Here is a 13,334-nt window from a genome sequence, read left to right as displayed (position 1 = left end):
CGATCCTACGCGGGCATAATGGGCCGGTATGCGCGCCCAACAGCCAGTTATCTATCTCGTGGAGCCGTTCGGCGGTTCCCTGCGACGCCAAAACGCCAATCTTCCGCACGTGTACTGGGACGATGCTGCCGTCACACGCGGCGACGGCTGCTTTGAGACCATCCTCATCCGCCACGGTGAACCGGTGAATCTGGCGGCACATGTGCAACGCTTTCAAAGTTCTGCGCAGCTGCTGGGCCTGCCCGCGCCGGAAGCGGCGACGTGGGAGAAGGCGACAGCCGAGGCAGTGGGGGACTTCGTGCGCGAGTCCGGACTCGATGCAGCCGAGGTGGAGGCGAAGTGCCAGTGGACCTACACCCGTGGGCGTGAGTCGACGGGCGTGCCCAGCGCCTGGGTGACGGTCCGGCCGATTCCGCAGGAACAGCTGGACCAGCGCGAAAATGGTGTGCGCGTGATGACGGCGCAGCGCGGCTACACCTTAGCCAGCGGCAGCGACGCCGACGCCGCGCCGTGGCTGACTGTCGGCGCGAAGTCGCTCAACTACGCCGCGGCGATGGCTGCGCTGCGGTGGGCGAAGCAGAACGGATACGACGATGTCATCTACGTCGACGCGTCCGGCCGCGTCCTGGAAGGAGCGACATCGTCTGTGCTGGTGGTCAGCGGCGGCAAGCTGCGGACGCCGGTCACGGGCGGCGACGTGCTGCCCGGCACGACACAGGCGTCCGTGTTCACTCACGCCGAGCGTGACGGCTGGAAGTGCAAAGAGAAAGAGCTCACCGTCGCTGACCTGCGAGGCGCCGACCAGGTATGGTTAGTCAGCTCCGTCCGCGGCGGGGTGCGCGTCACCACGATCGACGGGGAGGAGCTGCCTGCGCCGTCCAAGAAGGACGAGAAAAAGCTGCGCCAGCTTATCGACGCAGCTTTGGCAACCCCAGCCACTTCTTAACGGCCGAGCACAGCGAGACCGTTAACCAGCCACGCGCTTGAGCTCGCCCGACATGTAGGGGATGAAGGTGATGTCGTCCTGGGTGGAGCCGGCGGCGACCCGCTCGTCGACCCAGCCCAAGTTGTTGTTGGGCATGAGGCCGTACAGGCGCTTGCCGGGGCCGTGGGTGGCGGGGCCGGTCTCCGTGGCGATGGTCGAGGCCGACTGCAGCTGCCAGGCGCGCTCGTTGACGGGCTCGCCGTACATGATCTCCACCAGGCCGCGGGAGTTGGTCAAGGTGACCTCAATGGCGTCGTCGAGGGAGATGCGCCAGAAGCCGGACTCGCGCTGATCGGCGCCGACGGGGTTGCCGTCAGCATCGATGCGCCACGTGCGGGAGTCGAAGCGCAGGTAGTTCTCACCGTCGTGGGAGATGATCAGTTGCTGGCCGAAGGCGTATTCGGCGGCGTCGCCGTCAGCAGCGCTGTCGTCGACGGCTTGGCCGGTGCCCTGCCAGACGCCCACCAGTGGCAGCAGTGCCAGGAGGCCGTCGTGCAGGCTGGGGCCTTCGCGCAGGTTCGCGGTGTCGTCCGGAAGCGGGATTTCATCGAGCCCTAGCGCCGGGATGTTGCGGTGCGCGGTGTTCTTCGACTGCTCTGCGGCGAGGTTGACTGCCTCGTTGCCGTCCAGGGCGTTGCGCTCAGGGGTCGTGCAGTTGTCGGTGTTGTCCATGCCTACCCACAGTAGTCACCGCGGGACCTAACGGGCAGTGGCGGCTACCGGCGAGAGCATGTCTTGGGTCAGCTCCACATCCCGGCGTTGTGCGGAGAAGCGGATGGAGCCGCCGGAGACGTCGACTTTGTCTGCCTGCGCACCGATCGGTAGGTCGCGGGTGTCTAGTTCGAGGGTGTAGGCGGAGGTGACGGTGTCGGTGAGTGCGTCGGGGACGTCGATAAGCTGCTTCGGCTCCATGCGGAAGGTTGTGCCGGTCAGACGCAGGGTGACCACCGCGGTGGTTTTCTCCTCTGTGCCGGGGACGGTGCCGGAGAGCTGGGCTTCGGCCTCGCTGCCGCCGGTCGGGGAGATGTTGTACGGGTTGGCGATGTCCAGGTCCGTCATGCCCAGTAACTGGCCGAATGCGACACCGTCGAGCGACAGCGTGTTCTCCACGCGTTTGGCGCGCGCACCAATGAAGTCAGCGTCGTAGGCCTTATCTGCGGGGATCGTGATCTCGTAGATGTCGGTGCGGGAATTGGCGATGCCAATGCCGTCTACCTGCACATCGAGCGCCTGGAAACTCACGCGTGGCACCTCATCGGTGAAGCGGACCTGTGCGAACGGTAAACCGCCGACGTACGTCTCCGGGTCTGCCGCCAAATCGTCTGCGGCGCGTGCGTTCGCCGCCAAGCGCTTCTCGATGCTCGCCGTGCCCGCCGCGTCTGTCACGAACCCGATTCCGAGCACAACCGCAAGGACTCCAGCGACCACTGCGCCGGCTTTGAGCCCCGTGCGCGGCGTTGTCTGCCGCTGCGCCAATGTCGTGCCGTCCGCCATGTCTTTTACCGTAGCCTGGGGGCATGACGGACGTTTCCATTACCACTGTTTCCTTCCGCGACCGCGACGCTGACACAGCCGGGGCGGCGCGCGATATCCTCGCCCGCGCTGCTGAGCACGATGGCGTGGAGGCGTTCTCCGAGGCCTTCGTCCGCGGTCTCGACGGCGACGAGCACACGCACATCGCAGCGCTTATCGACGGCTCCCTTGCTGGCCTCGCCGCCCTCGCCCCCGACGGATCGGCCGAGCTGGCAGTCCACCCGCCGCGGCGCGGTGCTGGAGTAGGCGCAGCGTTGGCGCGGGAGGTGCTGCAGCGCCGTGACGACGCTGGTTTGTGGGCGCACGGTAACCTGCCTGCAGCGCAGGCGCTCGGAGCATCTCTTGACCTCGATGTTGTGCGCGAGCTGCTTGTCATGGATGTCGCGGGAGAGAAGCTGGCGGCCGTCGCGCGGGGCACGGATGAATTGCTGGGCGAGATCGCATCGTGGGCGGGTGGCTCCCATATAGAGGACATCAGTTACGCGGAGGCGGTGGGCAAGTGGGGGCGCGAAGACGTCGATAAGCAATGGCTCGCTGTGAACAACGACGCGTTTTCGTGGCACCCCGAGCAAGGCGGCTGGGATCTGGACCGGCTGAAAGAGGGAATGGACACGGACTGGTTCGACCCGAACGGCGTGCGGCTGCTGTGGGATGTTTCCGGCGAGCCGGCGTTAGCGGGATTCCACTGGACGAAGCGGCATTCCCGCACTCTCGGTGAGGTCTACGTTGTCGGATTGGCGAGCAATTACCGTGGCACCGGGCTAGGCGAACCGCTGATGCGCGCCGGGCTGGAGCACTTGGTGAATGGCGGTGCGCAGCGCGTCATCCTGTACGTGGAGTCAGACAACGAGCCAGCGGTGAAAAGGTACGTAGACATGGGGTTTAGCGTCGCGGAACGCCATGTTGTCTACTCAAATCAGCGCACTTTGTGACATAGAACGCACCACTAATTCACAGGAGACCACAAAGTTAACGCATTGTTCACCGTTTAGAACCTGTTGGGTTAACGCGCAGCCCGTAGCTTTCCCATACGTGAGCACCCAGCCACGGTGACTGGCGCGCGAAAACGCGCATCCGTGACCACGGCGGCTTGGGACCGATGCTCAGAAGAAGATCTGAATTCGCACCGGAAAGGTATCCCGTGATCCGTAACATCAAGCGCACCGCCGCTCTCGCCGGCCTTGCAGCACTGACCTCCGTTTCCCTGGTCGCTTGCGGCGACTCCGCAGACAACGGCGACAACTCCAACGACTCCGCAAACGAGAGCACCGACACCGGTGAAATCGAGGGCCTGTCCGGCGAGTCCGGCCAGCTCGTTGCTGAGGGTGCTACCTCTCAGGCAAACGCCATGGACTACTTCGGTTCCCGCTACGCTGAGGCTGTCGACGGCGCTAACCTCGCGTACAACGCAACCGGTTCCGGTAGCGGCATCAAGAACTTCGTGGGCAACCAGGCTGCTTTCGCCGGCTCTGACTCCCCGCTGAAGGAGGACAAGGGCGAGGTTGAGCAGGCCAAGGAGCGTTGCGGTGGCAACGACGCATGGCACCTGCCGATGGTCATCGGCCCGGTCGCTGTCGCCTACAACCTTGAGGGCGTTGAGGACCTGAACCTGTCCATCGACAACATCGTTGAGATTTTCGACGGCACCATCACCAAGTGGAACGACCCGAAGATCGCTGAGAACAACGACGGCGCAGACCTGCCGGACCAGGAGATCTCCGTGATCTACCGCTCTGACGAGTCCGGTACCTCCGACAACTTCCAGAAGTTCCTGTCTGCTGCTTCCGACGGCAAGTGGGAAGGCGAAGGCAAGGCATTCCCGCAGAAGGTCGGCGCTGGTGCTAACGGCTCCACCGCTGTTGCTGAGCAGGTCAACGCCACCAACGGCGCCATCACCTACGTTGAGGCTGGCTACGCCCGCGACCTCGAGCTCGGCGTTGCTAACGTCGACTTCGGCAATGGCCCGGTCGAGCTGAACAACGACACCGTCAACGCTGCTCTGGATAAGGTCGAGTTCAAGTCCGAGGGCAACGACATGGTCGTCGACGCTGACGCTCTCTTCGCCCAGCAGGAGGCTGACTCCTACCCGCTCATCCTGACCACCTACGAGATCGTCTGCTCCAAGTACGACGACGAGAAGACCCGCAACCAGGTCAAGGACTTCCTGACCGTCGTTCTGGAGTCCCAGGACGAAGAGCTCGAGGACGCTGGCTTCATCCCGGTTTCCGGCGAGTTCGCTGACAAGCTGCGCGAGTCTGTCGAAGCCATCAGCTAAGCGCTTTTGATGGTCGGCTAGGACTGCGGTCCTAGCCGACCGGCATACCCCCTGCTACCGAAGTGAGCCGGGGGTATGTCTTTGTGGCAACGAGTTTCTGAGTTCTAACTGAGAAACCACATGTCTTCTTCTGCGGACCCGCATGAGCGGAGCACCGCATTCAGAACTTTCACACAAAGGATTCGTCACTATGGCTGACAACGAATTGCCGGCAACTGAGCACGACGACCGCGGCGCCGGACCTGCCACTCGCGAAGATGCGGTGGTCAGCTCCTCCCAGGCCACACCGCGCGAGAAGGGCCAGGACCCCGCAGTTTCTGACACCCCCGCAACTGGCCACACCTCCGGCGGAGGCGCTGGCGTCAAGCGCCCGGGCGACCGCATCTTCGAAGCTCTCTCCACCATTTCCGCGGCGCTGATCACTGTGATCATCGCGGCCGTCGGTCTGTTCCTCGTGCTGCAGGCGATCAAGCCGCTGCGCCTGAACAAGGAGAACTTCTTCACCTACACCGGTCCCTGGCAGACCTCGAACCTGGAGAACATGCAGTTCGGTATTCCGAACCTGTTCTTTGTGACCATGATGGTCTCGATCATCGCCCTGATCATCGCTATGCCGATCGCCCTGGGCATCGCCATCTTCCTGTCCAACTACGCGCCGAAGCAGCTGGTTCGCCCGCTGGCAACGCTGGTGGACATGCTCGCCGCCGTGCCGTCCATCGTTTACGGTCTGTGGGGTGCGCAGGTCCTCGGCCCAGCACTGTCCGGTTTCTACGAATGGATCCACGGCACCTTCCTCGGGAACACATTCCTGTTCACTGCGGACGGTAACTCGCCGGCCTTCGCCACCAGCCGTAACATCCTCACCGGTGGCATCGTCCTGGCGATCATGATCCTCCCGGTCATCGCCGCGACTGCGCGTGAGGTCTTCGTGCAGACCCCTCCCGGCCAGATCGAGTCCGCTCTGGCACTCGGTGCTACCCGCTGGGAAGTCATCCGCATGACCGTGCTGCCGTTCGGCCTGTCTGGCTACATCGCCGGCTCGATGCTTGGCCTGGGCCGCGCTCTCGGTGAGACCATGGCGCTCTACATGGTCGTGTCCCCGAGTGGTGCCTTTCGTGGGTCGCTGTTTGACGGCGGCACCACCTTCGCTACCGCGATTGCAAACGCGTCCGCAGAGTTCAACAACGAGGTCTCGGCAGGTGCCTACATCGCTGCCGGCCTGGTGCTGTTCTTGCTGACCTTCATCGTCAACTCGATCGCCCGCGCGATCGTCAACAAGTAGGAGAGTAGCCATGAGCACTGCATATTCCGGCAACTCTGGCCAGCCTGACAAGGCAGACAAGGCCGACAAGGTTGTGAAGGAAGACAAGGTTGTAAAGACCGACAAGGACTCCACCGGCGCCTCCGCTGGTTCGGCCGCGGCAACCGCAACCGCAACCGCAACCGAAACCGCCACCGAAACCCGCGAGCCTGCGAAAACGAAGTCAGGCGGGGACAACCCGTTCACCGACATTTCTGGTGGCCGTAAATTCACCAACGGCTTCATGGGCGGCCTGATGTGGCTGGCCATGATCCTCGCACTGATCCCGCTCGGCTGGCTGCTGTTCACCCTTGTCAGCCGCGGCATTGGCCCGATCTTGGACGTCGATTGGTGGACTGAGGACATGGGTGGCGCGCGTACCCGTGCCCCAGGCGGCGGTGCAGCGCACGCCATCGTCGGTACCCTCGTCCAAACCCTCATCGCGTCCCTGTTCTCCATCCCGATCGGTGTCTTCACCGCGATTTACCTGGTGGAGTACTCCGGCGGCAACCGTCTGGGCAAACTGACCACCTTCATGGTGGACATCCTCTCCGGTGTCCCGTCGATCGTGTCCGCCCTGTTCATCTACGCCCTGTGGATCACCATCCTCGGCCAGGAGCGCTCCGGTTTCGCCGTCGCCCTGTCTCTGATCCTGCTGATGGTCCCCATCGTGGTGCGAAATACGGAGGAGATGCTCCGTGTCGTCCCAATGGACCTACGAGAAGCCACGTACGCACTGGGCGTGCCGAAATGGAAGACGATCGTCCGCATCGTTTTGCCGACGGCCCTGTCCGGCATCGTCACCGGCATCATGCTGGCTGTCGCCCGCGTCATGGGCGAGTCCGCTCCGGTGCTGATCCTCGTGGGTTCGACGAAGGTGATGAACGCGTTCAACATCTTCGAAGGACCGCAGTCGTCGCTGCCGCTGTTCATGCTCGACATGTGGAAGTCTGGTTCGGCTCAGGCCGTTACTGACCGCCTGTGGGGTGCTGCCCTCACCCTGGTCCTCATCGTCGTCGCCCTGAACCTGCTTGCTCGCCTCATCGCGTCCAAGTACTCGGTCAAGAAGTAAGCCGCTAACCCCCTTTCACTCTCCAGGAGAAAACACAATGTCTAAGCTCGAGCTCAACGATCTCGACATTTACTACGGCGACTTCCACGCCGTGCAGAGCGTCAACATGAAGATCCCCGGCCAGGCCGTGACCGCATTCATCGGTCCGTCTGGTTGCGGCAAGTCCACCGTGCTGCGCACCCTCAACCGCATGCACGAGGTCATCCCGAACGCCTCCGTCGACGGCGAGGTCCTCCTCGACGGCCACGACATCTACGCCGACAACGTTGACCCGGTTGCAGTGCGCAACACCGTCGGCATGGTGTTCCAGAAAGCGAACCCGTTCCCGACCATGTCCATCGAGGAGAACGTCGTCGCTGGCCTGACCCTCCAGGGTGAAAAGGACAAGAAGAAGCTCAAGGAGATCACCGAGCAGTCCCTGCGCGGTGCGAACCTCTGGGACGAGGTCAAGGACCGTCTGGACAAGCCGGGCGGCGGCCTTTCCGGTGGTCAGCAGCAGCGTCTGTGCATCGCTCGCGCGATCGCTGTCCGTCCTGAGGTCCTCCTCATGGACGAGCCCTGCTCCGCTCTGGACCCGATTTCCACCCTCGCTGTTGAGGACCTCATTCACGAGCTGAAGGACGAGTACACCATCGTCATCGTGACCCACAACATGCAGCAGGCAGCCCGCGTGTCCGACAAGACCGGCTTCTTCTCCCTCGAGGCAACCGGTAAGCCGGGCCACCTGGTGGAGTTCAACGACACCACCACCATCTTCGAGAACCCGGAGCGCAAGGAGACCGAAGACTACATCTCCGGTCGCTTCGGTTAAACCACTCTACTTCGGGATACCACGCAAAGCCTTTCGGCCTTCGGGCCGGAGGGCTTGTGCCTTTTTCAACGGTAGCTGGGCTATTCCAGCGCCGCCGCCGGCTAGCGGCCGGCCTAGTCTTCGGCGAAGTAGCGCTCGAGCTCCTGGAAACGTTCATCCATTTCCACGTCTTGGCCGTCGGAGTCTTTGCTTTCAATGTAGTTTTCCGGGGTCAAGCCAGTGACGAGGAAAACGATGCGTGCGGCGACGTTGACGCAGTGATCGGCGTAGCGTTCGTAAAAACGCGCGATGAGCGCTAGGTCGACGGCGAGGCGGTTGGGGCCTTCCCATTCGCGGCTGGTCAGGGTGGTCAGGAGTTGCTTGTGGGTGTCATCGACAGCGTCATCAAGCTCATTCATCTCCAGCGCGAGGTCCGCGTCGGGGCTGATGAGCTGGTCGTGGATCAGTTCCCCCATCGTGTCCGTGCGTCCGGCGAACTCCACGATGCTTTCGCGTAACGACGCCCCCGGCCCGTCAAGCGGCACCACCGGGTCGGGGTGGCGCAGCCGAGCTGTATTGGCGATGTGCTTGGCCAACGCGCCCATGCGGTTGAAATCTTCGACAATGTAGATCGACGTGAAGACCTGCCGCAGCTCGGAGGCGACCGGGTTCTCCAGGGCGAGCAGCTGCATGGAGCGGCGTTCGCACCGGTCGCGGATCTCTTTGAGGGAGTCGGCGGCGGTCAGGGCAGCTTCAGCGTCGTCAAGCGATGCCTCGAGCACCGCGGTCGACGCATGCTTCATCATCGTGCGCACAGTGTCGCTCATCCTCTGCAGGTCGCGCGAGAAGGCGTCGAGGTGGTCGCGGTAGGCGGTTCGCATGCTTTATGACGTTACCCGCCCGAGTTCTCAATCTCCGCCCCCACAGGCACCGCGTCGTCCTCGGGATCGTCCAGCCACCCTTCGGGCAGAACGACCTTCGCGCTGGAGCCTTTGCGGCCGCGGGCTTCGTCGGCGGCTTCGGCCATGGCGTCGGAGTCGAAAATAGCGGATAGGTGGGAGTGGAGCTCCTCGAGCGTGGACACACGGGCGAGCTCGCTGCGGAATTGGCCGCCGACGGGGAAGCCGCGCAGGTACCAGCCGACGTGCTTGCGTAGCTCGCGGCACCCACGCTCTTCGCCGTTGTGGGCGGCGAGCAGCTCACCGTGGCGGGCCATGATGCGGGCGACTTGGCCAAGCGTCGGTTCTGCCGGAACCACTTCGCCGCGCAGTTGGGCGGAGAGCTGGGCGAAGAGCCACGGCCGGCCAAGGCAGCCGCGGCCGACGACGACACCGTCGCAGGCGGTGCGCTCCATCATCTCTTCTGCGTCGGTGGAGGCGAAGATGTCGCCGTTGCCCAGCACGGGGATCCCCGTGCCGTCCATATGCTCGACCAGCCGGGAGATTTCGTCCCAGTCTGCGGTGCCGGAATAACGCTGGGCGGCCGTGCGGGCGTGCAGTGTGACGGCCGATGCGCCTTCTTCAGCGGCGATGCGGCCGGCATCCAGGTGGGTCTTGTGCTCGTCGTCAATGCCCACGCGGAACTTCACGGTGACCGGAACGCGGCCGTCAGCTGCTTTGACCGCGGCGGAGACGATGTTGCGGTACAGCCCGCGCTTGTACGGAATCGCGGAACCGCCGCCGCGGCGGGTCACCTTGGGCACGGGGCAGCCGAAGTTCATATCCACGTGGTCCGCCATGTCGCCCTCGACGATCATTCGGACAGCCTTGTAGGTGTATTCCGGGTCGACGGTGTACAGCTGCATCGACCGCGGTGTCTCCTGCGGCGCGAATGTGGTCATGTGCAGGGTCTTCTCGTTGCCTTCCACAAGCGCGCGGGCCGTGATCATCTCGCACACGTACAGTCCCGATACCGTGCCCGTGAGATCTTCCTCGATCTCGCGGCACAGCACACGGAACGGCATGTCCGTCACGCCGGCCATCGGAGCGAGGATGACCGGCGAGGCGAGTTCGATGCCGCCGATGCGCAGTTGGGGGGCAGTGGTAATCACAACGCTCATTGTTCCCGCTCGGCCACGCCGGACACAAACCCGGACACGGTCGAGACGCAGGCCACGTTACTTACTAGGTAGTGGCGCAAAAATGCCAGGTGCGTCACAATGGTGTGAAAGAAGCACACGCGACATACAAGGAGTACAAGATGAGCGACCGCATTTCGCACGCGCAGCTGCGGGACAAGGTCATGTCCGCCGACGAGGCTGCCCAGTTCGTCGAGCACGGCGACAAGGTCGGCATGTCCGGCTTCACCGGCGCGGGCTACCCGAAGGCGCTGCCGACCGCCATCGCGGAGAAGGCGAAGGCCGCCCATGATAAGGGCCAGGACTTCAGCATCGATCTGTTCACTGGTGCTTCCACTGCTCCGGAGTGCGACGGCGTGCTGGCTGAGGCGAACGCGCTGCGTTACCGCATGCCGTACCAGTCCGACCCGACGATGCGTAACAAGATCAACTCGGGTGAGATGAAGTTCCAGGACATCCACCTGTCCCACTCCGGCATGATGGTTGAGCAGGGCTTCTTCGGCGACCTCGATGTCGCCATCGTTGAGGCTGTGCGGATCGATGAGAGCGGCAACATCATCCCGTCTTCCTCCGTGGGTAACTCCGTGGAGTTCCTTAACGCTGCCAAAAAGATCATCATTGAGGTCAACGAGTGGCAGTCTGAGGAGCTCGAGGGCATGCACGACATCTGGCTCGTGCCGCCGCTGCCGAACCGCATCCCGGTCCCGATCACCAAGGCGGGCGACCGCATCGGCACCACCTACATCGAGATCGATCCGGAGAAGGTCGTCGCTGTGGTGGAGACCAACGATCCGGACCGCAACGCACCCTTCAAGGCGCCGGACGAGACCTCCGAGCAGATCGCCGGCAACTTCCTGGACTTCCTGGAGAACGAGGTCAAGGCTGGCCGTCTCGCCTACGACGGCTACGTCATGCAGTCCGGCGTGGGCAATGTCCCGAACGCTGTGATGGCGGGCCTGATGGAGTCCAAGTTCGAGAACATCCAGGCCTACACCGAGGTGATCCAGGACGGCATGGTCGACCTGATCGATGCCGGCAAGATGACCGTGGCTTCCGCAACCTCCTTCTCCCTGTCCCCGGAGTACGCGGAGAAGATGAACAACGAGGCATCCCGCTACCGCGAGTCCATCATCCTGCGCCCGCAGTCCATCTCCAACCACCCGGAGGTCATCCGCCGCACAGGCTTGATTGCCACCAACGGCATGATCGAGGCGGACATTTACGGTAACGCCAACTCCACCCACATCAACGGCTCCCGCCTGATGAACGCCCTGGGCGGTTCCGGCGACTTCACCCGTAACGCATTCATATCCTCCTTCATCTCCCCGTCGGAGGCGAAGAGCGGCGCCATCTCCGCCATCGTGCCGTTCGTGTCGCATGTGGACCACACCGAGCACGACGCGATGGTCTTCATCACCGAGTACGGTGTCGCTGACCTGCGCGGCCTGGCTCCGCGCGACCGCGTGGCCAAGATGATTTCGATTGCCCACCCGACCTACCGCCCGCTGTTGGAGGAGTACGTCGCGCGCGCCGCGAAGTCCAAGTACCAGTCCACCCCGCACGACCTGCGTCACGCCTTCGACTTCCACCTCCGCATGGAAGAGACCGGCACGATGAAGCAGGACTAAGTTCCTGCCCGCACTCAGGTCGGCTGAACTTCAGGCCCGATTACTTGCGAGGGGTCCCAAGGGTTTACCATGGGACCCTACGGGCCTTTAGCTCAGTTGGTAGAGCTACGGACTTTTAATCCGCAGGTCCCGGGTTCGAGCCCCGGAGGGCCCACGATCCGTTGAAGCCCCTGGTGATGATTGGCCAGGGGCTTCGTTGCGCGTGCACCAGGCCGCGCTTGTGTGGGTTAAACGACAAAATGTGTGTCTGGCTCGGCGTGTCGTGGGGGTTAGATCTGGCCTTTTTGGATGCCGATTGAGTGGTTGTAGTTGGTGTCGATAGCGTTGTCGTAGAGGGCTGGTCGTCCTGTTTGGTGGTCGGCTTGGTTCTCGTTGTGGGTCAGGGTTGTTACTTTGGCGAGTTGGTCCTGGCCCCAGTTGGACTGCCTGGCGATTCGTACGGGATCGTCAGGCAGTTCCGTTTTCAGGTAGAGCCACCAATCCAGCATTCGGCGTTGTCGTTCACCTGATCTGCCGCGGTGTGTCCTGGCGAGCAGTTTGAGCTGGGCGTTGATACCGCCTTCCAGACTGTTTGTGGTGGATTTGATCCGGTCAGGATCAAGGACTGTTTCTGGGGGCTTGAGGTAGACAAACAGCAGGTCGCTTCGCCAGAGGTGGTTGAGACTGTTGTAGGCCTTGCGCACGTTGTGGTGTGTCCACACGCGAGTCCACGTACCGGTTTTGGGGTCTTTGACCGTGGTTTTCTCGTCCATCCAGGCTTGGTAGATCGTAGAGAATTCGTGCAGTTGCGCGCCCCATTTTGCTGCTCCATCCAAGGTGGTGATCCGAGTCAGTTTCAGCGCAAGTTGGTAGATGGTGCGCCCAGCATCTGTGCGCGGGCGTGAGGTGGTGTAGCGTCGCACGACGCGTTGGGCGTGGACGAGGCAGCGTTGAATTTTCGTGGTCGGCCAGCACTTTCTAATCGCGCTAAAGGCTCCTTGGCCGCCGTCGATCACAGCGATCAGTGGCGCTTCGATGCGTTCGAGCAGTCGCTGGTAGTCGCGGGTGGTTTCGTGTTTGCACCAGTGCCAGGCAATGACGTGATCGATGGTGGCAGCGACGATCAAACAGCCGCCGGCGGTGTAGGTGCCGTCTAAAAACACCTGGTCGTAAACTCTTCCACAATGTGCATTGGTGGGGTCGGGCACATCAATGAGCCAGAACGGTTCGAACCGGCGTTGCAGCGTACGGGGCGAACATCCCACGCGGTGGGCAACAGCATCGAGACTGGTGCCGGTGGTGAGATGATCAATGAAGGCGGTAAACACCGCTGCATTGGTGATGTCGCCGCGGTGCTTCACGCTGGATGCGCCGCATTGTTTGCACCGCCATCTGGTGGTGCCTTTGCTGGTGGTGCCGTTGCGTTTCATCTCGCCGCCGCAGTAGCAGCGTGGTTGGTTCTTTGGCATTGCGCCACCACACCACGGCGTACATAGCACACAGCGCTAGCCCCTCCGTGGATTTGCCGTCAGGAAGCCAGATATATGCCCCAGAAGCATATATTTTCCTGAAACCTCGTGGTTAAGCCCCGGAAACCGGCGATTCCAGACACACTTTTGAGGATGCGGACGTTTTTTGGACAGTTTCAATCTCACGCTACATTGACTTTTCGGTATTCGGCAATGCTCAAACCAT

At 62.7% G+C, this 13,334-nt stretch carries 12 protein-coding genes and 1 tRNA gene; 8 read left to right on the top strand and 5 right to left on the bottom strand.

Translation table 11 applies throughout. The features are described from left to right. Window positions 1-28: 28 nt before the first annotated feature. Complete coding sequence (locus KBX07_RS09105; protein WP_256023872.1) at window positions 29-946, top strand: aminodeoxychorismate lyase; 918 nt, start codon at window positions 29-31, stop codon at window positions 944-946. 21 nt (window positions 947-967) lie between these two features. Here KBX07_RS09105 and KBX07_RS09100 read toward each other — a convergent pair whose 3' ends face one another. Together KBX07_RS09100 and KBX07_RS09095 are read right to left on the bottom strand one after the other, a co-directional pair. Then, window positions 968-1,657, bottom strand: a complete 690-nt coding sequence (locus KBX07_RS09100; protein WP_255998891.1) for an FABP family protein — start codon at window positions 1,655-1,657, stop codon at window positions 968-970. 27 nt (window positions 1,658-1,684) lie between these two features. Further along, window positions 1,685-2,479, bottom strand: a complete 795-nt coding sequence (locus tag KBX07_RS09095; protein WP_255995506.1) for an LmeA family phospholipid-binding protein — start codon at window positions 2,477-2,479, stop codon at window positions 1,685-1,687. 23 nt (window positions 2,480-2,502) lie between these two features. Here KBX07_RS09095 and mshD point away from each other — a divergent pair, with 23 nt between their 5' ends. The 5 genes from mshD (at window position 2,503) to pstB (ending at window position 7,976) form a co-directional block, all read left to right on the top strand. Next, entirely contained in the window at window positions 2,503-3,450 is a 948-nt protein-coding gene (mshD, locus tag KBX07_RS09090) for a mycothiol synthase (protein WP_256023871.1), read from the top strand. Between the two features lie 167 nt (window positions 3,451-3,617). Then, a complete protein-coding gene (gene pstS / locus KBX07_RS09085; RefSeq protein WP_005288696.1) occupies window positions 3,618-4,793 on the top strand; it encodes a phosphate ABC transporter substrate-binding protein PstS in 1,176 nt (391 codons plus the stop codon). A gap of 190 nt (window positions 4,794-4,983) precedes the next feature. Further along, complete coding sequence (pstC, locus tag KBX07_RS09080; RefSeq protein WP_255995508.1) at window positions 4,984-6,075, top strand: phosphate ABC transporter permease subunit PstC; 1,092 nt, start codon at window positions 4,984-4,986, stop codon at window positions 6,073-6,075. A 10-nt stretch (window positions 6,076-6,085) separates the two neighbouring features. Continuing rightward, window positions 6,086-7,165 (top strand): phosphate ABC transporter permease PstA, encoded by a 1,080-nt coding sequence (gene pstA / locus KBX07_RS09075; protein WP_256023869.1) that lies wholly within the window; start codon window positions 6,086-6,088, stop codon window positions 7,163-7,165. A 37-nt stretch (window positions 7,166-7,202) separates the two neighbouring features. Next, a complete protein-coding gene (pstB, locus tag KBX07_RS09070; protein ID WP_005288704.1) occupies window positions 7,203-7,976 on the top strand; it encodes a phosphate ABC transporter ATP-binding protein PstB in 774 nt (257 codons plus the stop codon). Between the two features lie 113 nt (window positions 7,977-8,089). Here the strand turns inward: pstB and KBX07_RS09065 are convergent, their stop codons facing one another. Continuing rightward, the gene (locus KBX07_RS09065; RefSeq protein WP_255998887.1) at window positions 8,090-8,836 is read right to left on the bottom strand and encodes a phosphate uptake regulator PhoU; all 747 of its coding nucleotides are present in this window, start codon (window positions 8,834-8,836) and stop codon (window positions 8,090-8,092) included. An 11-nt stretch (window positions 8,837-8,847) separates the two neighbouring features. Continuing rightward, entirely contained in the window at window positions 8,848-10,014 is a 1,167-nt protein-coding gene (gene dusB / locus KBX07_RS09060; protein WP_005288709.1) for a tRNA dihydrouridine synthase DusB, read from the bottom strand. A 140-nt stretch (window positions 10,015-10,154) separates the two neighbouring features. Here dusB and KBX07_RS09055 point away from each other — a divergent pair, with 140 nt between their 5' ends. Continuing rightward, window positions 10,155-11,660: an acetyl-CoA hydrolase/transferase family protein gene (locus tag KBX07_RS09055; protein ID WP_040423503.1), complete on the top strand. Its 1,506-nt coding sequence runs from the start codon at window positions 10,155-10,157 to the stop codon at window positions 11,658-11,660. Window positions 11,661-11,741: 81 nt separating this feature from the next. Further along, window positions 11,742-11,814: transfer RNA gene (locus tag KBX07_RS09050), tRNA-Lys, on the top strand. Between the two features lie 115 nt (window positions 11,815-11,929). Here the strand turns inward: KBX07_RS09050 and KBX07_RS09045 are convergent. Continuing rightward, window positions 11,930-13,108 (bottom strand): IS256-like element ISCge1 family transposase, encoded by a 1,179-nt coding sequence (locus KBX07_RS09045; RefSeq protein ID WP_005288160.1) that lies wholly within the window; start codon window positions 13,106-13,108, stop codon window positions 11,930-11,932. Window positions 13,109-13,334 lie beyond the last annotated feature (226 nt).

The organism is Corynebacterium sp. CCUG 70398 (assembly GCF_024454055.1).
GTDB lineage: Bacteria > Actinomycetota > Actinomycetes > Mycobacteriales > Mycobacteriaceae > Corynebacterium > Corynebacterium genitalium.
Note: the sequence above shows the minus strand (reverse complement) of the source record. Positions and strands in the feature narration are given on the sequence as shown.